The following is a 20,677-nucleotide window of genomic DNA, read 5'->3' on the forward strand; positions in this document are numbered from 1 at the left end:
AAAATAATTTAGGTAAGCATAAAACTATATAGAACAATGAAACCAAGTTCTTTACTCAAACTTAGCAAGTTAGCTGCCATTATTACGGTTCTGTTCAGTCTGTCTATGACGGCAACTGCACAAACCGATTTCAAAATTGGTAATGGTACTGCTGTAAACTCATCAACAGGTACACCTTCCCCTATACATGACTGGTATGATGGAGATAAGCACCAATTCTTATACCTAGCTTCAGAAATGCAAGCTGCAGGTATGGGGCCTGGTATTATTACAGCCATCAAATGGGATGTGAAAAATACCAATGGTCAAGGTACTGTACCTGGCTATACTGTATCTATTGGTACTACAACAGCTAGTTCTCTAACGGGATGGTCTACTGCTGCAAGTACTACTATTTATGGTCCTGCTAACTACACGGCTACTACAGGTATGAACGTGTTCACCTTCCCTACGCCATTAGTATGGAATGGTACTGATAACATTGTGATACAAACTTGTCATGGTGTTACAGGTCGTTGCGGTGGTTATACCCGTAACTGTTCTGTAGAGTATACTACTACTTCTTTTAATAGTGGTATATATGTACAAAGAGACTGCTCTGGTAGCCAATGTACACAAACGTCATATTCTACTACAAGACGTTCTAATGTTATTATGTCTTGGGCTGCACCTTGTACAGGTGTTCCGTCTGGTTTCACAATTGACGGTCCATACCAAGTATGTCCTAACAGATTATTTAGTTTAACGCTTGCTGGTCCAATTTTATCTAACCTTTCTTATCAGTGGCAATATTCTGATATGAGTGCAGGTACTGGTTGGACAAACTTTACTGGTGCTAGTGCTAATGCTGCGGTTCTATCTGATGCTATCAGCGCACAAAGATGGTATCGTTGTGTTATCAAATGTGACAACAGTGGTCTTACATTTACTACACCACCTAAGCATGTAGGAATTTCTCCATTCTATTTCTGTTACTGTGTTAGCTATGCTAAAAGCGCAAAAGGTTTAGACATAGGTAATGTAACAGTAATTAGTGCACAGTCTGGTGATACTCTAATGAACAATGGTGATCCAAACCCTGGATTAAATAATAGTAAAGCGAACAACACTTATACTGAATATAATTATTTAGTACAACCGTTCTCTATTTATAGAGATAGCTCTTATGAATTCAGAATAAAAGAAATTAACTCAAGCTCTACATTTGAGTCAGGTATAGTTACAGCATTTATCGACTTCAATAGAGATGGTGAGTATGATACTTCTAAAGCATCAGGTGAGCGCATCTTTACAGAAGCTATTTTAGGAACAAACAATCCTAAGGAATTAGTGATCGCTAATATGAAAGTACCTAGCAATGCTAAGATCGGCTTGACTGGTATGCGTATTATTCTTGGTAAAAAAGAAGCAAAAGTTCCTTGTGATTCAGTAGTAGATGATGGTGAAGTGGAAGATTACATCGTTAGGATCGATTACCGTCCATGTGATGGTAAGATGAATGCAGGTACAGTACTTACATCAGATACTTCTATCTGTAAGAACTACGATTACGTAATGACAGATACAACATACGAGAGAGCACGTTCTGGTTTCTATCGTCATTGGCAGGTTTCTGCTGATAATATCAACTGGTTCACTACACCAAATGATGCTGATAAAGATACTATTCAAAGATTCTTTACCGGTCAGCCTTTATACTACCGTTTACGTACAGTATGTCCTCCTACAGATGATACAGCGTACTCAACACCTACTTTTGTAAATGCAAAAGCTGGTTACAAATGTTATTGCTATAGTAAAGCAATAGGTGGTAAAGGTGTTGATACCAGTGATATTGGTGGTATTACTATCGGAGATTTCAATACTAATACTGGCGGACCACACTTATTAAATCCAGTTGCAAACAGACCTCGTACGGATTATACAGATGATAAACCGAAAGAATTCTTTACAGATAGTGTTTACAAGTTCACTGTTTATCATACACTACCTGTGATACAACATGGAGATGCTAAGATCACAGTATTCGTTGACTTTAATAATAACAAAGAATACGATATTCCTGAAGAACGTATTTTTACAGGCTTCACAAGTGTAAGTGGTCATACATTAGTTGACCAAATGAAGATACCTTATAATGTGATCACAGACGTTCCAACAGGTATGCGTTTTGTATTGAACAATGAAGTAGGTCCAAACGTTCCTTCTGACGAAGCTTGCGGTCCGTATACATCAGGTGAAACTGAAGATATGATCGTTATCTTCCGTAGAAGGTTCCCTACTACAATTGGTAATGTACATGGTAAGTTAGATGGTTTCGGATTATATCCTAACCCTACTACTGGTAAATTCCACGTACAGTTTGACACACCAAACAAAGTAGAAGAAGTGAAACTACGTATTACAAACGTTACAGGTCAGCAGTTGTTTGAAGCAACATACACACATAATGGTGGTACGTTCAACCAAGCATTAAGCTTAGAAGGTAAACCAAGTGGTGTATACTTTGTAGAGCTACAAGCTGATGGTCAAAAGCTAATGCGTAAATTAATAGTAGACTAAGTTATAATCTAGTTTATATATCAAAAGGGTTAGCAAATTTGCTAACCCTTTTTTGTGTTTATAAATATGTTTTTAGAGTAGAGGATATATAATATAAAAGAAAAGATGAGATTTCAAAATCTCTTTTTGCCAAGAAATAAAACAAATAGTTAAAACTAGTTGTAAATCAATCAGTAAGTGACTATCGACATGTTCAGCTTTCTTTTTCCACAGCGGTTGATTTCTTCTTTCTACTCAAACCATAGTTTTTAGATACTTTCGTATACACTCGCTTCGAGAAAATTTCTTTACACTATATAAAAATATTTTACCCATATGGCTGCTACTAAGACAAAAGCAAATGGTAAAGGGCTCTCTTTCACTCGTCACTTCACTAAAGATGGCGTAGACCCTTTTGATATGTTTGAGTACGATTATCGTACTTCAGTAATTCGTAACCCCAACGGTGAGAAAGTATTTGAGATGACAGATGTTGAGGTGCCAAAGCATTGGTCTCAGATAGCAACAGATATTCTTGCACAAAAATACTTCCGTAAGGCAGGTGTTCCTCAAAAAGATGGCTCTACAGGTCGTGAAACAACAGTGAAGCAAGTAGCTCACCGTTTGGCAGATTGCTGGAGAGTTTGGGGTACAAAGTATAATTACTTTGCCAGCAAGAAAGATGCACAAGTATTCTACGATGAGTTGGTATACTTTATACTGAACCAAAGTTGTGCACCTAACTCACCACAATGGTTCAACACAGGGTTGTATAACAGCTACGGTATTGATGGTAAAGCACAAGGACACTACTATGTAGACCCAATTACAGGAGAAGTAGAGCGTTCTAAAAATGCATATGAGCGTCCTCAGCCACACGCTTGTTTTATACTTAGTGTAGATGATGATCTAGTAAATGAAGGCGGTATCATGGACCTATGGGTGCGTGAGGCGAGTATCTTCAAATATGGTTCAGGAGTAGGTACCAACTATTCTAACATCCGTGCTGCCGGTGAAACATTAAGTGGTGGCGGTACTTCTAGTGGTTTAATGAGCTTCTTGAAAATAGGAGACCGTGCTGCTGGTGCTATCAAGAGTGGTGGTACTACTCGTCGTGCAGCTAAAATGGTTTGCCTTGATCTAGATCACCCTGAGGTTGTAGACTTTATTGATTGGAAAGTAGAAGAAGAAAAGAAAGTAGGTGCACTAATTGCCGCAGGTTATGCATCTGACTATGAAGGTGAAGCATACCGTACTGTTTCTGGCCAAAACTCGAATAACTCAGTTCGTATACCAAATGAGTTCTTCCGTTGCTTAGCTAACAATGAAGACTGGCACATGACCAACCGTACTAACGGTGAAACAATGAAGACTATTCCTGCTAAAGCTATGTGGGAGAAAATAGCTTATGCAGCATGGCGTTGTGCTGACCCAGGTACACAATACAATACTACAATTAACGAATGGCATACCTGTCCTGAAGGTGGACCGATCAGAGCGTCCAACCCATGTTCAGAGTATATGTTCTTAGATAATACGGCTTGTAACTTAGCATCATTGAACCTACGTCGTTTCTTCGATGAAGAGACTAGTACTTTTGATGTGGAAGGCTTTGAGTACGGTGTACGTTTGTGGACCGTAGTCTTGGAGATTTCGGTACTGATGGCCCAGTTCCCTTCTCCTGAAGTAGCTAAGCTAAGCTACGAGTACCGTACATTAGGTTTAGGGTATGCTAACCTTGGTTCAATGCTAATGGTAAGCGGTATCCCTTACGATAGTGATGAAGCGCGCGCTATAGCAGGTGCTATCACTGCTATCTTGAATGGTGTAGCTTATCGTACTTCTGCGGAAATGGCGGCAGCACTTGGTGCTTTCCCTCGCTTCAAAGAGAACCGTGAGCATATGCTACGTGTAATGCGCAACCACAGAGCTGCGGCATACGATGCTACCGATGCTTACGAAGGTCTTGAGATCAAGCCAATGGGTATCAATGCTAAATATTGCCCTGACTACTTGTTGAAATCGGCTACCAAGGCATGGGATGAGGCCGTACAATTGGGTGAGAAGCATGGCTATCGTAACGCGCAAGCTACAGTAATAGCACCTACAGGTACTATTGGTTTAGTGATGGATTGTGATACTACAGGTATCGAGCCTGACTTTGCATTAGTGAAATTCAAAAAATTATCAGGTGGTGGTTATTTCAAGATCATCAACCAATCTATACCGGTAGCATTGAAGAAATTAGGTTACACACCTGAGCAGGCTAGTGCTATTGTGAAGTATGCTAAAGGTCATGCAACCTTTGCAGGTGCGCCTTACATCAACCACGAAACGCTAAGCGAGAAAGGATTGATGGGAGAAGAATTGAAGAAACTGGATAAAGCAGTAGAAAGCGCTTTTGAAATAGGTTTCGTATTCAACGCTTATACACTTGGCGAAGAATGCATGAAGCGCTTAGGATTCACTTCTGAGCAATACTTTGCACCTGACTTTAGCTTATTGGAAGAGCTAGGCTTTACAGATGAAGAAATAGATGCTGCTAACGATTATGTATGTGGTACTATGACAGTAGAAGGTGCACCACATCTTAAAGATGAGCACTTACCAGTATTCGACTGTGCTAACAAATGTGGTAAGAAAGGAGAGCGTTACATCCATGCACACGGTCACATCCGTATGATGGGTGCTACACAGCCATTCATCAGTGGTGCTATCTCTAAAACAATTAACCTACCACATGAGGCTACAGTTGATGAAATTAAAGACTGCTACCAACTAAGCTGGGAGTTAGGCATCAAAGCTTGTGCGCTTTACCGTGATGGTTCTAAGATGAGCCAACCATTGAGTAATAAGAGTGATAAGAAGAAAAAGAAAACAGACGATGCAGAAGCTACTGCAGAAGTAGAAAGCGCAGAAGACAGCCAAATAGTAGATATGGGCAAGTTGACCATTGAAGAGCTACTATTTGAAGTGAACAAGCGTGTACAAGAAAGCCCTGATACGCAACTGAAAAGAGAACTGAGCCGAATAGTAGAGCGTAAACAACTGCCGGCTAAGCGTAGAGGATATACTTATAAAGGTAAAGTAGGTGGACAACCGGTATTCGTTCGTACGGGTGAATATAATGATGGTACGCTAGGAGAGATATTTGTAGATATGGCGAAAGAAGGTGCTACTATGCGTAGTTTGCTGAATAGCTTTGCTATTGCCGTGTCTGTAGGTTTACAATATGGTGTTCCTTTAGAAGAGTATGTAGACAAGTTCATCTTCACTCGTTTCGATCCATCCGGCGTGGTAGAGCATCCGAATATTAAGCGTGCTACTTCGGTGTTAGACTATATGTTCCGTATGTTGGCCTATGAGTATCTTGACAGAAACGATCTGGTTCATGTTTTAGATGCCGACCGTATCGCGCCGGAGGATACAACACCTCAAGAGTTATCACAAGTGCGTGTAACGGCTCCTAAAAGCATGCCTGCTAATAAGCCTGACACAAGATCTGTAGCTCCGAAAGCGGTAAAAGTATCGGCTAAAAATGAAGCGGATATCAAGAAAATGATGGGTACCAGTGCTGATGCTCCGGCTTGTAGAAACTGTGGTAACATTACCCTACGCAACGGTACTTGTTATATGTGCCCTAACTGCGGTACTACTACAGGATGTAGCTAAAGAAGAACTACTAACCAAGTTGATATATTAAGCAAACAGCCTACCTCAAATGAGGTGGGCTGTGTTATTTTACAAATTGGTGAATAATGGTTCAAAGGCATTATGTAACTTGTATATATGAAGCCGCCTATCGTTATCCTAGCACTAGTAGTAGCTGCATGTACAGTACTACTCTCCTGTAGCAAAACCCCAGTATCGCCCGATGACGGGAAGATGATCTTAGATACTACCTTACAGCTACCTGTCAAAGTAGATTTTAGAGAAAAATATATAGGGGTATATAAGCTAGATGTAACTCATAGAAGGGTGAGCAACACTAAGACGACACTTGACACCGTGTATAAAAACAAGTACTACACCTTTTTTTATAGAAGCACAGACTCTACCTATTATAATAAAAGCGGTGCTACACCATGGTATCGGTTGCCTGCTATAAGAGTTAGTATAAGAGATGATAATGGAATTACCGATACTACAAAGTATGAGCTATGGGGTATAAAGGAAGGTACACAGAAAAATGAAGTGATAGTAGGAGACTATGTGTCCACTATCGATTCCAATATTAATAAAGGTGGCTTTATAAGCCCTAGTGTTAAATCTTATTACTACGATAGTATTTACATAGATCACGCGTACACTAGCCCTACGCTTACCTATATCTACAACTATAAAGGAAGAAAAGTAAAATGATGGGTAGTAAAAAGCCACTCTTTATAAAGAATGGCTTAAACGGTATGAAAATGAAAAAATCGCCTTATTGATTTGCCCCTTTTATAGGGTACTCCTAATTATATGCCCTTGTATATATAGACCTTTGAGCATAATATAAGGTTGGGTGACAATAAGTATCCTTTAATCTATCGGCTATGCAGCTTAGTATAAATTGATTTTATAATAACGGTATAATATTGTATATTTGTTATAGATATAAGGATAACAAACCATGAGATACCGTACTAATTATTTTGTTACAACTGTAACATTTTATCAATTATTGAAAGCTCCTATGTTTGATAATCAATGTTTTAGATCCCTTTTTGGTGGTAGAGGTCAAAAACTGTAACAAAACGTAACATTTTTAAACAATCAGTATCATAAATATGAATTATTGAGCATTCTTCTTTATACATTTGACTAATTAAAATCTGATAAGGAATTGACAATATCAAGCAGTGCAGAAATCACGACCATGGAAGGAGGAAAAGATGTTTCAATAACACAAGACGCTAAATAGCTATAATGAAAAAATACATTACCTCATTAGCCGTTTTATTTCTATTAATAGGTTGCGGGCAGGAGTCTACTGAAGGAGAGGATGTAGTAGCAGAAGATAGTACTGCATTTATTGATGAGCAAGAAGATGTTAGCGATTTAAATGGCTATTATAAAAGCTATGTGGGGGTTATAGCAGATATACCCGTTACTGTGAACATTGTACAGTATAGCAACACCATAAGTGGTACTTACTATTATGATAAGATAGGGCAGATAATAAACTTATATGGTACCAGTAATCCTGATAGTGCTACAGGTAAGATAATACTAACAGAAGATCCTGCTGTGAGGAGTGAAGATGTAAGTTCAATTAAGTGGGTATTGGATATAAATGAAAATATTATTACCGGGAATTGGATAGATAAAAAAACGCACAAGTCGTACAAGATAGACTTAAAAGAAGATTATACTAGTGCAATACCATTAGGAGTGATTTATAAAGAAGACGACAGGTATTATAAAGGTAAGGAGACTGAACCTCACGCCACTAATACATATCAATATATCTTTCCCAAGCGGCAGGATGCAAAATATGTTTTTACAGCTATTGGCAAGCTAACGTCTTGCGATGTGCATAGCAGAAACACATTGGCACAATGCATAGATAAAAAGAATGAAGAATACTATGAGGTGTACTTCAAAGACCTGGCCGATATGGAAGAGCAGGGGGTATACGATAAAGGATATGCACTAAACTATGGCGCTGCTGAAAATCAATATGTTTATTACAATAGCAATGGATGGCTATGTGTAAGCAGCTATTTGTGGATGTATACCGGTGGCGCACATGGTAATTATAATAGCAGCTATACTTGTATTGATGTCTCGGGTACACGCATTTGGTCTCTGGATGATGTTATCAATGATAAAGCGGCACTACTACCTATTGTTGAAAAAGACGTTAGAAAGCAGTTTGCTATAAGGAAAGGGCAGCCACTTAATAGCAGATTGCTAGTGGACGAAATGCACGTTACGGATAACTTTTTTCTTACCAATAAGGGGTTAACCTTTGTGTATACCTCTTATGAAATTGCCTCTTATGCGGATGGTGAAGTGAGTGTATTTGTTCCATATGAACAGATAGCACATCTATTAACACCTGCATTTAAAAAGAGGATGAATATGAATGAACCCATTTAGTAATGAGTACAGATATTAAAGAATTACAATACCCGATAGGTGAATGTGTTGTTCCTGAAAGCTATACAGAAGCAGAGCTGAAACAATGGATATCAGTTATAGCCGCACTACCACAATGGCTAGACCATTGTATAGAAAACTTAGATGCTGCACAGCTAGATACGCCGTACAGGCCTGGAGGGTGGACCATAAACCAAGTAATACATCATTTGGCGGATAGTCATATAAACGCCGTTACTAGACTAAAGTTTGCACTAACGGAAGATAAACCAACTATAAAGCCGTATAACGAAAAGGCTTGGGCGCTATTGCCCGACGTTGCGCACACACCGGTAAATGTATCGATAACATTACTGCATGCATTGCATAGGCGCTGGGTAGCTATACTAGAAAATATGACGCCTGAGGACTTTAAGAAGGAGTATTACCACCCTGAAGATGATAGGCATGTACCGCTATGGGCTATGACGAGTACTTATGCATGGCATAGCCGCCATCATATGGAGCACGTACGCCAACTAAGAGAGCGAATGGGCTGGTAGTATTTTGTCCATATATTTTGCGGTGTTTTGGTATTTGAGCCGTACTTTAGTGCAACTAAAAATTGAATGATCATGGCTACAGGAATGTTACACCTACATAATTTAATGCGCTGGTTGGTAGTGCTATTTGCAGTATGGACATTATTGAAAATGATTGGCGGCATGAGTGGTGGCAAGGCTTTCTCCAGTGCTGATAAAAAGCCTGCTCTTTTCTTAATGATAAGTGTAGACATTCAGTTGCTACTAGGATTATATCTATACATCAGCAAAGGGTGGGGAACAGTGCTTACTGCAGGTGGCTTTATGAAAAATGCAGCACAACGTTTCTGGGCTATGGAGCATATCTTCGGCATGCTTGTAGGTATCATTTTGATACACGTTGGTTATAGTGCCATCAAGAAGAATATTGAAGACAAGGCCAAATTCAAAAAGGTATTTTGGTTCACACTTATAGGTTTCGTTATCATATTAGCTACTATACCTTGGCCATTTCGTGAGCTTGTAGGTCGTCCTCTATTCCCGGGCATGTAATGCTATGATGTTGAGGAAGCTATTACAGCCGGTATATACTGCTTGGGTACTACTTTCGTTTGTTACGTTCTTTATGCTCATGTATCCTGTGCTATTCGTCATAGGGTTGTGGGATGATGCAAGAGCCAGAAAAGTTATTTTCTACTTCCTGCATTATATGTCCATATTATGGCTATACCTTATAGCCATGCCTGTAAAGAAACTAGGCTTTAAGCCAGATGATAAGAAGTATATTTTTGCAGGCAACCATATATCGTATATGGATACGGTGGTGATATATGCTGCTATCAGCAAGTACTTCCGCACATTGGGCAAAAAGGAGATGTCAAGCATTCCTCTTTTTGGTTTTATCTATAAGCAAATGGCCATATTGGTAGACCGTAGCAGCCCTCATAGTCGCGCGCGTAGTGTGAGGTTGATGAACAGGGTGCTTAGAAACGAGTCGAACGTAGGGATATTCCCCGAAGGTACTTTTAACGAAACGGATAAGCCTCTTAAGGAGTTTTACGACGGAGCTTTTAAACTGGCTATTAATACCCAAACACCAATCGTCCCTTTTATCATGCTGGATACAGTGCATAGATGGCACTACAGCGCCTGGTGGAGGCTATGGCCTGGCCGAAACAGAGTAGTGTTTCTAGAGCCCGTAGCTGTGGAAGGGTTAACACTAAACGACCTCCCAGCCTTAAAAAATGAGGTATATAAAAGGATGGAAACCACCCTTATTGCGTACAATGGCAATTCGTAAAGGATAAGTCGTAAATACGAGTTACCTTTGCGCAAATTTTTTTCTTTAATATGGCACTTCAAGTAGGTATCGTCGGTCTTCCAAATGTTGGTAAATCAACCTTGTTTAATGCGGTAAGTAATAATGCCCAAGCACAGGCATCCAACTATCGTTTTTGTACTATTGAACCTAATGTAGGTATGGTAGACGTACCGGATGAGCGTATTGATAAACTGGCAGAGCTGGTAAACCCTGACCGTGTACTACCTACTACTATAGAGTTTGTAGATATCGCAGGCTTGGTAAAAGGGGCAAGTAAGGGAGAAGGTTTGGGAAATAAATTCTTGGCCAATATACGTGAGGTAGATGCTATTGTACACGTTATCCGTTGTTTTGAAGATGAGAATGTACTACGCGAAGAGGGAGAGATAAACCCTGTAGGTGATAAAGAGATCATAGACACAGAGTTGCAGTTTAAAGACATGGAGAGCGTGGAGAAGAAAATGCAGCGTATGCAAAAGCTGGCTAAGAACGACCCTAAGGCAAAACGTTCTTACGAGGTGTTGAAGAAATGCTACGACCATCTATCAGAAGGTAAGAATATGCGTGGGCTGGACTTGGATAGTGCTGAACTGGAAGAAGTAGCAGATCTGTTTTTGCTAACGAGCAAGCCTGTATTGTATGTAGCTAATGTGGATGAGGCTTCTATCTTGACAGGTAACAAGTTTTCGGAGGCATTGATAAAAGTAGCTACTGAAGAAGGTGCTGAGGTGATCGTAATGAACAACACCATTGAAGCACAGATATCTGAAATGGATAGTGATGAGGATAAAGAACTATTCTTAGGTGAGTATGGGTTGACTGAGCCGGGTTTGAACAGACTTATCAAAGCAGCATATAAGTTATTGAACCTGATCACCTACTTCACAGCAGGTGTACAAGAAGTGCGTGCATGGACCATACATGTGGGCTGGAAGGCACCACAAGCTGCGGGTGTTATCCATAGCGACTTTGAGAAGGGCTTCATTAAAGCAGAGACCATTGCCTATGACGACTTTGTGGCATTAGGTAGCGAAGCAGCCTGCCGCGAAAATGGTAAGCTACGCATAGAAGGTAAAGAATATGTAGTGAAAGACGGAGATGTAATGCACTTCCGCTTCAATGTATAACCTCTATTTATAAACGGCTACTACGCCTGTTTTTATAGCATATAATACTAAACCTGTACGCGAGTGCAGGTTTAATTTTGAGAAGAGGTTATCTCTATAGCCATCTACAGTACGGTGGCTGATGCCCATCTCCTCTGCTATTTCCTTATAGGTCATCTCAGAGCAGCAGTAGTTTAGAAAACGAAGTTCTTTTTCCGTAAAGACCACATCGTCCTCTTCCGTAAGCTTGGCCTCGCGCAGCACTTTGTTGCTCACAAGGTCTGAGTGGTATACACCGGCACTATGCACGCCTTTAATGGCATTCAATAGTTCTTCGGGCTCAGTGTCTTTTAGGATATAGCCATTGGCACCACAGTTTATCATTTTGATGATGATGTCTTCCTCACCATACATAGATAGGGCTAGAACCTTTAGTTTAGGATAGTAGTTGCGTATATGCCTGGCGGTATCGTAGCCACTCATCACAGGCATGTTGATGTCTAGTATACAAACGTCGGGGCGCTCTTTGGCAGGCATTTTTGATAGCTGCTCAATGAAAAGCTTCCCGTTTTTAGCTTCAAAGAGTACTTCTACTTCGTCGAAGCTGGATAGTATCTCAATTAGTCCCTTACGAAAAAGAGAATGATCATCGGCTAAGGCTACTCGTATTGTTTTTTTCATGAATGAATGGTATGCTTAACGTTATTACAGTTCCTTTATTCTGTGTAGAAGATATGTCTACTTTTCCCCTCAGCAGCTCTGTTCTCACCTTTATATTGTTGAGCCCAATACCGCTGCCTTCTTTCTTCACATCTGTTTCAAAACCACTACCATCATCTGTAATTGTAACTAAGAGCGTTTCTGGTTGATAGTCTAAAGCTACAGTGATGTTCTCAGGGTCTCCGTGTTTGATAGCATTCGCTATCGACTCTTGTATTATCCGGAATATAAGTAACTCCTTATCCTCTCCCAGCGAGTATTGCTCGCCGTTGATATTGAAATTACAATTTATTTCTTTAGCAGACGATACATAGCCCACTTCTTTTTGTATGCTTTCTGCCAACCCCATCTGTAGCACATAGTTTCCATTAAGGGTATGGCTAATGGTGCGCAGGTCGCTTATGGCTTTGGTGAGCAGCTCTTTACTTTTTTCAGCATGGTTTTTAGCCCTGTCGTTCTCTGCGTGTTTTTCTATGTTGTGGATGTTTATTTTGGCTAGACTAAGCAACTGCCCCACGTTGTCGTGTATCTCTTCCGATAGGTTTTGAGAGGTTTGCTCTTGCACCTCTAGCTTACTTTGTAGTAGCTCGCTGCTAAACTGGTGCTTCATGCGCTCCTTCTCCAATATATGGCGTACTTGCTTGCGCTTCTGTACTACGATGTACAGAATAACGAAGATGGCAAATAGCATAAACAGTAATGAGCCAAATAACAAAACGATAAATGAATTAGTCTCCCCCACTAGGCTTAAAATTATTGTATTTATAGAACAATATAGTAAAGCCTATGTAACTGGAAAGATTGATAATAAATATGATGTAATAAGTGAGAATAGATAACCCTTTATTGGATAAATATGTACTATAACCTAATATCCAATGAAATAAGGTAAAACTCCAGTATGTTAATAAGATACTAGTAAACCAAAAGTGTATAGGTAGCTTTTTTGTGTAGGTATCACTTTTTAAAAAGTCATAATAGTAGTACAAACACATGAAGACAACTAGTATAGCTTGAATAGCGATGAAGTACGTATTGAGTATCCAGATGCTTTGGTAGAAAATGCTATTAATTAATGCAGCAACTAGGCCCGATGCCCCGATTATTATACCAATATTCCTTTTTTTAAAACTATCAACTATAGTATTAAAGTATAGAGACGTAAGAAATAAGTTAATGGGACTATGTATGTTATAAATGATGTTATTTTGTTGAAATTCTAAGGCAGCCCAAACTGCAATAATTTCGACAATGAAATTAAGATATAATGCGATTGCAAAATACTTAGAAGCCTTATCCAGCTTTTTAAACCGGATAAGGCATATAATAACTGCTAAAAGCAATATTAATGTATAGGATATTATTCTAATCCACCAAGCAGACATTAGCTGATATTATCATTTGCTGCTGCTCCTACTGTAGGGCACATTGTTGGACATGGTTCGGCACTATTAAGAACTTTACCATTAGATAATTTAACGTAGTTACCACTAGAGTCATAACCCACAAGAACCATTGTAGGCATTACTTTAGTGTTACCATCTACTAAAAATTCTTTCTCTGCTAGCATAAATTTCATGTTCACGATACTTGGGTTATTGTCTAAATAGCTCTTTAGTAAGCCAGCATCGAAAATAAAAGATTTTACTGGGAAGTCTCCGGGAGTAAAATAGCTGCTGATAAAAGCGTTAATGTGTGAGTTTGCATCAGACACAGTGATCTCTCCACCAATTGTAGGCATAGTTTAAAAGTTTTTGAAGTTAATAAATGTATGGTGTAGAGTATTATATATATGTAACAGCCTAAAGATATAAGGAAGAAATTTGTCACCTACCGTTAAAACACCCCCTTTGAATAGTTTTATTTTTTGTATGAGTGGTGATAAACAGAGGGATTTTGTTTTGTAGAATACTCCTTATCTTCACCATTCTTAAATTTTAAAGACTACGAGATGAAATATTTACCAATTCCTTCCAAGTTGTACACCGATAACCGTAAGCGTTTTATCAAAAAGATGAAGCCCAACTCCATTGCAATTTTTCCGGGCAACCCCTTATTGACGACCAACGGAGATGCACTTTATACCTATCAGCCTAACTCTGATGTGGTATGGCTATCGGGTATCATACAAGAGAAGTCGATGGTGATATTATATCCCGACAATCCAGATCAAAGTGCGCGCGAGGTGTTGGTACTGCTACGTCCTAACGAACATTTGGAAAAATGGGAAGGCCACAAACTGCGCCAAGATGAGGCTACAAAAATATCGGGCATCAAAAACATACAGTGGCTGGATAGCATAGACGCTATGCTACATGTAATGATGCACCATGCCGATAATGTATATGTGAACAGTAACGAGAATGACAGACTGGATACATCGGTATTGAGAACAGACCTATTGTTTGCCAAAGACCTGATGGCGCGCTACCCACTACACAACTATATGCGTGCGGCTCCTATTATGAAAGAGCTACGTGGTATAAAAACCGCTGCGGAGATAGAAGTAGTAAAAAAAGCGATAGACATTACCCGCAAGGCCTTCTTAAGAGTAATGAAGTTTATAGAGCCGGGTGTGATGGAGTATGAGATAGAAGCAGAGGTAACACATGAGTTTTTGCGTAACCGTGCTACCCGTCATGCATACGATTGTATCATAGCATCGGGCGATAGCGCCAGAGTGCTGCACTATGTAGAGCGCAATCAAAAATGTAATGATGGCGACCTGGTACTGATGGACTTTGGTGCTTTGTATGGCAACTACGCATCGGATATGACCCGTACCATACCTGTAAATGGTAAGTTTACTGATCGCCAGAAAGAAGTATATAATGCCGTACTAAATACCCACAACTATGCAAAGAGCATTTTGAAACCAGGTATATCGGTAGTAGACTATACAGATAAAGTAGGTAAGTATACAGAGAAGCAATGCCTGAAGCTAGGGTTGATCACTAGAGCGGATATCAAAAACCAAGACCCAGCTAATCCTGCTTATCGCAAATATCTATATCACGGTATCTCTCACCATATGGGTATTGATGTGCACGACCTAGGCACAAGAACAGAGCCTGTAAAAGCAGGCATGTTGTTTACCGTAGAGCCGGGCTTGTATATAGAAGAAGAGCAAATGGGTATTCGTATAGAGAACAACATATGGCTAACAAGAAATGGTCATATTGATCTGTTCAAAGATTTCCCTATTACTGTAGAGGAGATAGAAGCGTATATGAAGAAGAAATAATAACTCTTAGTTATTGAATAATGAATTATTAGGCGTTGCAGGGTATGTAACGCCTAATGCGTTTATATTTGCGGCTTAAATAATAAAAATGAAAAAACTATTTACCTCTTTCTTGTTGTTAGCAACAACTATGACCCTTCAAGCACAGGAGTTTTATCTTAAAGCCGGTGTGGGTTACGCATTCCCTCATGCGGGGCAGGCAGTTACCGAATCAGGCATTCCTTACAGTGGTAAGGCGCAGTATGTAAGTGGCAGTACAACACCAGCCACCTTTGAAGCTAAGAAAATATCTTTTGCGCCATCTGTGCCTGTATCTATAGGGGCAGGGTATTTCTTTACCAAGAACATAGGCTTGGAGGTGAACGTGATCATTGGTGCCGGTACTAAGGAGCATACTTCCAGCATTACCTTCCCGAGTAGCACTCAGGCAGGTATCAATATTACTCAAGTACAAAATTTGAAAGCGGCTACGCCGATACTAGCAGCACCATCGCTAGTGTTGCGCAGCAAGGGACAAAAGGCCTATATCTATACCAGAGCAGGTATAGTATTGCCTATCAGTGTAAGGATAAAAGAAACATTTACGCAAACACACACGCATATAGCTTCTACTGCTAAAACTAAATATGAAGGTGCTTATGAAACCAAAACCATGTTTAGCATAGGCTACTCTGGTGCTTTGGGCGCTAGCCTTAAAGTGGTAGAGAAAGTAAGAGTGTTCGGAGAGTTGGCATTACAGTCTATGTCGGTTTACGCAAAAGAGAGAGAGCTGACTTCATTAACACAAGGAGGAGCTAATGTTATAGGGCAGGTGTTACCATCAGCACGTGTTACTACCTATAAGCGTAATTCTAACACTGGTGGCAATGATATAAGTTTTGCCTATCCGTTCAGCAACTTTGGTTTCAATGTAGGCTTGTCAATGGATTTGAACTAAACAATAAATAACTGCATACAAATAAAACGGGGCTGCCAATGGCAGCCCCGTTTAGTATAATGAGGTTTTACTTTTTATCTCAAGCGGTCTAGAGATTTCACTAGCTTCTCATCTTTTCTAATGCCTTTTATAGCTAGTAGTAAAAAGATGATAGCAATGGTAGGCAAAAAGAATCCTATTTGGTAGCTACCGTCGGATGGTAAAGGCTCGCTATTGTTAATGTTGCCAATGCGCATAATAGCTAATGCATGAAACCCTATTGACGCGATCATGCTCAATACCGCCATGCGGCTTTGCTTTTTTCTATCCTTGAACCTAAAGATAGTTACCAAAGGCAGTATTGTAATAACGATTAGTACAACTAAAGAAGGTAAATAGCTGGTAGCGCGTAAGTATTTCACCGTTTCCTCACCATTAGTAAGGAATATTGCTTTGTAGTAAGACAAGTAAAATAATCCTGCATTAACTAAGGCGGCTAACAATAGCCATACGCTTTGTATTCTTTGTATCATGAGTAGTTGTTCTTTTTAGTTGATCATATCCTTTCCTAAGAAGGGTTGTAATACTTCAGGTACCTTAATGCCATCAGCTGTTTGGTTGTTTTCTAGCAGGCAAGCCATAATACGAGGCAGTGCCAGAGAGCTACCATTGAGCGAGTGCAACAGGTGTGTTTTTTTCTTGTCGTCTTTGTAGCGGATCTTCATCCTGTTGGTTTGGAAGTTTTCGAAGTTAGATACAGAGCTTACTTCCAGCCAACGCTCCTGAGCTGCGCTGTATACTTCAAAGTCGTAAGTAATAGCAGCGGTGAAACTCATATCACCACCACAAAGGCGTAGTATGCGGTATTGTAGTCCCAGCGATTGTAATAATTTTTCTACATGGGCTACCATGCCTTCCAATACATCGTAGCTAGTTTCAGGTTTTACTATTTGTACGATCTCTACTTTATCAAACTGGTGCACACGGTTCAGCCCGCGTACATCTTTACCATAAGAGCCTGCCTCTCTGCGGAAGCAAGGTGTAAAGCCCGTCATCATCACAGGTAGTTCTTGCTCTGGTACGATCACATCTCTATACACATTGGTCAATGGTACTTCGGCAGTAGGTATCAGGAAAAGCTCATCGGCAGTTACATGATACATCTGTCCTTCTTTATCTGGTAGCTGACCAGTACCGTATGCACTCGCTTCGTTCACCATATATGGTGGGTAGTACTCTTTGTACCCTGCATCAATATTATAATTGAGGAAGTAGTTGATAAGTGCACGCTGCAATCTTGCACCTTGCCCTATATATACAGGGAAGCCACTACCGGTTATTTTATTACCCAGTTCAAAATCAACGAGATTGTATTGTTCCATCAACTCCCAATGAGGTTTTGCATTTTCAGGGAGCTGTGGTTGAGCGCCACCTTCGCGTACTACTTCATTGTCCTCTGGTGTTTTACCAAAAGGTACACTGCTATGAGGTAGGTTAGGTAGCTTTACTATCGTTTCATGCAGCTCATTTTCTAGCTCGGAAAGCTTATGTGCCAGTTCTTTAGTTTGCTCTTTATGCTGGGCTACTTCTGCTTTTTTCTGCTCTGCCTCTTCTTTTTCTCCCTTAGCCATGTGCATACCAATACTTTTGGATGCGGAGTTGATAGCAGCCAGTAGATTGTCATTCTCAGCTTTTACAGCACGCACTTGCTCATCAAGCGATATAATGGCATCCACCAGTTCGGGTTCTTTAAAGTTCTTCTTTTCTAATCCCGCTAGTATTAGGTCTTTTTGTTCCCTAAATAATTGTATCGGCAGCATAATTCTTATTTGTTGGGGCAAATATAGTCAACACTATGGAGTATATAGATGCTAAGTAAGAAATGTGGTATTTTGAGTAATGAAATAAATGCTAAATCATGAAACCAACGAAAAAGGATATAGAAAATATTGAAGAGTTATTTAAAAAGATAAATCCAACAGATAAATATGACATAGGTATAGAGGATATAAGTACAGAATCAGAGAGCGTACACATATTTTTCCCAAGAGATGATATTTTCATTTCGGCTAGTATATTAATTAAATATATTGGAGAATATGATATAAATATGTCAAGTGAGAGGGTTGAATCTCCTAGGTTCACACAGATGCCAGTTGTCTGTTATGAAAAACCTATAGAAGTGTTGATGAGTGAAATAAATTTTTGCTTAGAACATAAAGACGGTTATACTGTTAGGTTAGTAGAAAACCCTTTTTTAATAGGTGTTGCAGCCACTAAGTTAGACTTATATGATAAATATGCTCTTCCGTGTTCTGCATATGTAGCTATTGAGATTGAATATCAGAGAGCTGAGATACGTTTATCTGAATCGGAAGAAATGAAAGTCCTGAAATCCTTTTTATTTGAATTATCACATTTATGCAATGTGTATATTGGTTTTACATCTATAAGTGATAGCGGTTTATTTGAAGATTATGAGGAAGTTGAAAAAAAAACCGTAAAAATTGAATCAATAACAGGGTATAGTGAAGGGATGGACTTATTTCGTAAAGCATTAGAATCATCTGACGATGAGATCAAGTTCTTATATTTTTATAAAATAATTGAATATTACTCTGTAATTGCTTCTAAACTATTAGCATATGATAATTTATCAAAAAAAGTAGATAGCTTAAGATATAAAGCTGCTAATAGTAAGGACTTGGATGCTATTTTTTCAATAGCAGATAATTACAAAATATCACAAAGCGATAAAGAGCTTGCAAAAACTATCCTTTTACAAGCTATTGATATAGTGAGCCTGTTAAACTATATACCTGATGAGATAGAAAAAAGGGCGTCTAAGCATATTCATCATAAAGTGGCTGATTTAAGCTATTCGAGTAATAAAGAAATATTACAAAAACTTACAGAATACATTGGAAGTGTTCTCTATAGTACTAGAAATTCAATAGTGCATGCTAAACTCAATTATAGAAGTGATGCAAAAGAATGCTCAATAGATGATTTGCCGTTATTAAATGAGTTTCTTAAAAAAGCATGTGTATCTATAATTAGATGGCACGATAAACTACCACCACATATAAAGTATGAAGCCTAGATCCTACTAAGGCACTTCTACCACATTAAGAATTTCATTGAGTATTTGCACGCTGGTGATATTCTCCGCCTCCGCTTCGTAAGTAATACCTATACGGTGGCGCATCACATCGTGACACACGGCACGTACATCTTCAGGTATTACATAACCACGGCGTTTGATAAAGGCATAAGCCTTAGCTGCCAATGCTAAGTTGATACTAGCACGTGGAGAACCACCATAGGCAATAAGTGGTTTCAGTTTGTTGAGGTTGTATTTCTCTGGAAAACGAGTGGCAAATACAATATCTAATATGTATTGCTCAATTTTCTCATCCATATATACTTCACGTACCAGGCTACGAGCCTTCAATATCTCCTCGGGGCTAACCACTTGGTTTATCTTGGCCATACCACCTGGGTTCAGGTTGGTACGGATAATATGTCTTTCTTCTTCCTGCTCAGGATAGGTGATCACCACTTTCAGCATAAAACGGTCTACTTGCGCTTCTGGTAATTCGTAAGTACCCTCTTGTTCTATGGGGTTTTGTGTAGCCAGTACAAGGAAAGGCTCTGCCAATTTGTAAGTACTATCACCAATGGTTACCTGACGCTCTTGCATTGCCTCCAGTAAGGCACTTTGTACTTTGGCAGGGGCACGGTTGATCTCATCGGCCAATATGAAGTTGGAGAAGATAGGTCCTTTACGTACTTCAAACTTGTGCTCTTGAGGGTTGTATATCATAGTACCCAATACATCGGCAGGTAATAGGTCTGGTGTGAACTGTATTCTGGCAAAATTGGCATGTATAGCAGAGGCTAATGATTTAATAGCTAGTGTTTTCGCCAAGCCGGGTACACCTTCAAGCAACACGTGGCCATTGGCCAGCATGCCGATCATCAATCTTTCCACCATTTGTTTCTGCCCAACAACAGCTTTGCCCAGCTCCATGTTCAATAGCTCTATAAAAGCGCTATGCTGATGGATGCGTTCATTTAATTCACGAATATCTACCGATGTAGAAGTAGGTGTTTCCATATTAGTTATATCAGATGTCAAATTACAAAAAATGAAACTATACTATCTGCTTCAAAATTATCATGTACAATTTATTCCCGCTGTTAAAACTCCGTTAAACC

At 39.5% G+C, this 20,677-nt stretch carries 17 protein-coding genes; 11 read left to right on the top strand and 6 right to left on the bottom strand.

Annotation, left to right across the window (positions count from 1 at the left end):
- Positions 1-36: 36 nt before the first annotated feature.
- The 8 genes from R2800_12795 to ychF all read left to right on the top strand — a co-directional run bounded on the left by R2800_12795 (position 37) and on the right by ychF (position 11,597).
- Positions 37-2,562, top strand: a complete 2,526-nt coding sequence (locus tag R2800_12795) for a T9SS type A sorting domain-containing protein (protein MEZ5017928.1) — start codon at positions 37-39, stop codon at positions 2,560-2,562.
- A 315-nt stretch (positions 2,563-2,877) separates the two neighbouring features.
- Positions 2,878-6,213: a vitamin B12-dependent ribonucleotide reductase gene (locus R2800_12800; protein ID MEZ5017929.1), complete on the top strand. Its 3,336-nt coding sequence runs from the start codon at positions 2,878-2,880 to the stop codon at positions 6,211-6,213.
- Between the two features lie 117 nt (positions 6,214-6,330).
- A complete protein-coding gene (locus R2800_12805) occupies positions 6,331-6,903 on the top strand; it encodes a hypothetical protein (protein MEZ5017930.1) in 573 nt (190 codons plus the stop codon).
- 549 nt (positions 6,904-7,452) lie between these two features.
- Entirely contained in the window at positions 7,453-8,628 is a 1,176-nt protein-coding gene (locus R2800_12810; protein MEZ5017931.1) for a DUF3298 domain-containing protein, read from the top strand.
- Between the two features lie 2 nt (positions 8,629-8,630).
- Positions 8,631-9,170, top strand: coding sequence for a putative metal-dependent hydrolase (locus tag R2800_12815; protein MEZ5017932.1), 540 nt, complete (start codon positions 8,631-8,633; stop codon positions 9,168-9,170).
- Positions 9,171-9,242: 72 nt separating this feature from the next.
- On the top strand, positions 9,243-9,701 hold the full coding sequence (locus R2800_12820; protein ID MEZ5017933.1) for a hypothetical protein: 459 nt from the start codon (positions 9,243-9,245) through the stop codon (positions 9,699-9,701).
- A gap of 4 nt (positions 9,702-9,705) precedes the next feature.
- A complete protein-coding gene (locus tag R2800_12825; protein ID MEZ5017934.1) occupies positions 9,706-10,449 on the top strand; it encodes a lysophospholipid acyltransferase family protein in 744 nt (247 codons plus the stop codon).
- 50 nt (positions 10,450-10,499) lie between these two features.
- Positions 10,500-11,597, top strand: a complete 1,098-nt coding sequence (gene ychF / locus R2800_12830) for a redox-regulated ATPase YchF (protein ID MEZ5017935.1) — start codon at positions 10,500-10,502, stop codon at positions 11,595-11,597.
- Positions 11,598-11,600: 3 nt separating this feature from the next.
- On the opposite strand, the gene R2800_12835 is transcribed toward ychF, so the two are convergent.
- The 3 genes from R2800_12835 to R2800_12845 form a co-directional block, all read right to left on the bottom strand.
- Positions 11,601-12,257 carry a response regulator transcription factor gene (locus tag R2800_12835; GenBank protein ID MEZ5017936.1) on the bottom strand — a complete coding sequence of 219 codons (657 nt, stop codon included), beginning with the start codon at positions 12,255-12,257 and terminating at the stop codon, positions 11,601-11,603.
- On the bottom strand, positions 12,223-12,987 hold the full coding sequence (locus tag R2800_12840) for a sensor histidine kinase (protein MEZ5017937.1): 765 nt from the start codon (positions 12,985-12,987) through the stop codon (positions 12,223-12,225). The genes R2800_12835 and R2800_12840 overlap by 35 nt, the downstream gene beginning before the upstream one ends.
- A gap of 693 nt (positions 12,988-13,680) precedes the next feature.
- Positions 13,681-14,037, bottom strand: a complete 357-nt coding sequence (locus R2800_12845; GenBank protein MEZ5017938.1) for a hypothetical protein — start codon at positions 14,035-14,037, stop codon at positions 13,681-13,683.
- 210 nt (positions 14,038-14,247) lie between these two features.
- On the opposite strand from R2800_12845, the gene R2800_12850 reads away from it, so the two are divergent.
- Positions 14,248-15,540 (top strand): aminopeptidase P N-terminal domain-containing protein, encoded by a 1,293-nt coding sequence (locus R2800_12850; GenBank protein MEZ5017939.1) that lies wholly within the window; start codon positions 14,248-14,250, stop codon positions 15,538-15,540.
- Between the two features lie 88 nt (positions 15,541-15,628).
- The gene (locus tag R2800_12855; protein MEZ5017940.1) at positions 15,629-16,477 is read left to right on the top strand and encodes a DUF2715 domain-containing protein; all 849 of its coding nucleotides are present in this window, start codon (positions 15,629-15,631) and stop codon (positions 16,475-16,477) included.
- Between the two features lie 74 nt (positions 16,478-16,551).
- On the opposite strand, the gene R2800_12860 is transcribed toward R2800_12855, so the two are convergent.
- Together R2800_12860 and serS are read right to left on the bottom strand one after the other, a co-directional pair.
- Positions 16,552-16,989, bottom strand: coding sequence for a DUF4293 domain-containing protein (locus R2800_12860; GenBank protein ID MEZ5017941.1), 438 nt, complete (start codon positions 16,987-16,989; stop codon positions 16,552-16,554).
- 15 nt (positions 16,990-17,004) lie between these two features.
- Positions 17,005-18,276, bottom strand: a complete 1,272-nt coding sequence (gene serS, locus R2800_12865; GenBank protein MEZ5017942.1) for a serine--tRNA ligase — start codon at positions 18,274-18,276, stop codon at positions 17,005-17,007.
- Positions 18,277-18,374: 98 nt separating this feature from the next.
- On the opposite strand from serS, the gene R2800_12870 reads away from it, so the two are divergent.
- On the top strand, positions 18,375-19,559 hold the full coding sequence (locus tag R2800_12870) for a hypothetical protein (GenBank protein ID MEZ5017943.1): 1,185 nt from the start codon (positions 18,375-18,377) through the stop codon (positions 19,557-19,559).
- Positions 19,560-19,565: 6 nt separating this feature from the next.
- Here R2800_12870 and R2800_12875 read toward each other — a convergent pair whose 3' ends face one another.
- Entirely contained in the window at positions 19,566-20,576 is a 1,011-nt protein-coding gene (locus tag R2800_12875; protein ID MEZ5017944.1) for a MoxR family ATPase, read from the bottom strand.
- Positions 20,577-20,677 lie beyond the last annotated feature (101 nt).

It is taken from the genome of Flavipsychrobacter sp., from assembly GCA_041392855.1.
Classification (GTDB): Bacteria; Bacteroidota; Bacteroidia; order Chitinophagales; family Chitinophagaceae; genus UBA5543.

What these genes read in the sequence shown, in the direction of transcription:
- R2800_12795 (MEZ5017928.1), top strand. Translation starts at nt 37, where the DNA reads ATGAAACCAAGTTCTTTACTCAAACTTAGCAAGTTAGCTGCCATTATT.
- R2800_12800 (MEZ5017929.1), top strand. Translation starts at nt 2,878, where the DNA reads ATGGCTGCTACTAAGACAAAAGCAAATGGTAAAGGGCTCTCTTTCACT.
- R2800_12805 (MEZ5017930.1), top strand. Translation starts at nt 6,331, where the DNA reads ATGAAGCCGCCTATCGTTATCCTAGCACTAGTAGTAGCTGCATGTACA.
- R2800_12810 (MEZ5017931.1), top strand. Translation starts at nt 7,453, where the DNA reads ATGAAAAAATACATTACCTCATTAGCCGTTTTATTTCTATTAATAGGT.
- R2800_12815 (MEZ5017932.1), top strand. Translation starts at nt 8,631, where the DNA reads ATGAGTACAGATATTAAAGAATTACAATACCCGATAGGTGAATGTGTT.
- R2800_12820 (MEZ5017933.1), top strand. Translation starts at nt 9,243, where the DNA reads ATGGCTACAGGAATGTTACACCTACATAATTTAATGCGCTGGTTGGTA.
- R2800_12825 (MEZ5017934.1), top strand. Translation starts at nt 9,706, where the DNA reads ATGATGTTGAGGAAGCTATTACAGCCGGTATATACTGCTTGGGTACTA.
- ychF (MEZ5017935.1), top strand. Translation starts at nt 10,500, where the DNA reads ATGGCACTTCAAGTAGGTATCGTCGGTCTTCCAAATGTTGGTAAATCA.
- R2800_12835 (MEZ5017936.1), bottom strand. Translation starts at nt 12,257, where the DNA reads ATGAAAAAAACAATACGAGTAGCCTTAGCCGATGATCATTCTCTTTTT.
- R2800_12840 (MEZ5017937.1), bottom strand. Translation starts at nt 12,987, where the DNA reads ATGCTATTTGCCATCTTCGTTATTCTGTACATCGTAGTACAGAAGCGC.
- R2800_12845 (MEZ5017938.1), bottom strand. Translation starts at nt 14,037, where the DNA reads ATGCCTACAATTGGTGGAGAGATCACTGTGTCTGATGCAAACTCACAC.
- R2800_12850 (MEZ5017939.1), top strand. Translation starts at nt 14,248, where the DNA reads ATGAAATATTTACCAATTCCTTCCAAGTTGTACACCGATAACCGTAAG.
- R2800_12855 (MEZ5017940.1), top strand. Translation starts at nt 15,629, where the DNA reads ATGAAAAAACTATTTACCTCTTTCTTGTTGTTAGCAACAACTATGACC.
- R2800_12860 (MEZ5017941.1), bottom strand. Translation starts at nt 16,989, where the DNA reads ATGATACAAAGAATACAAAGCGTATGGCTATTGTTAGCCGCCTTAGTT.
- serS (MEZ5017942.1), bottom strand. Translation starts at nt 18,276, where the DNA reads ATGCTGCCGATACAATTATTTAGGGAACAAAAAGACCTAATACTAGCG.
- R2800_12870 (MEZ5017943.1), top strand. Translation starts at nt 18,375, where the DNA reads ATGAAACCAACGAAAAAGGATATAGAAAATATTGAAGAGTTATTTAAA.
- R2800_12875 (MEZ5017944.1), bottom strand. Translation starts at nt 20,576, where the DNA reads ATGGAAACACCTACTTCTACATCGGTAGATATTCGTGAATTAAATGAA.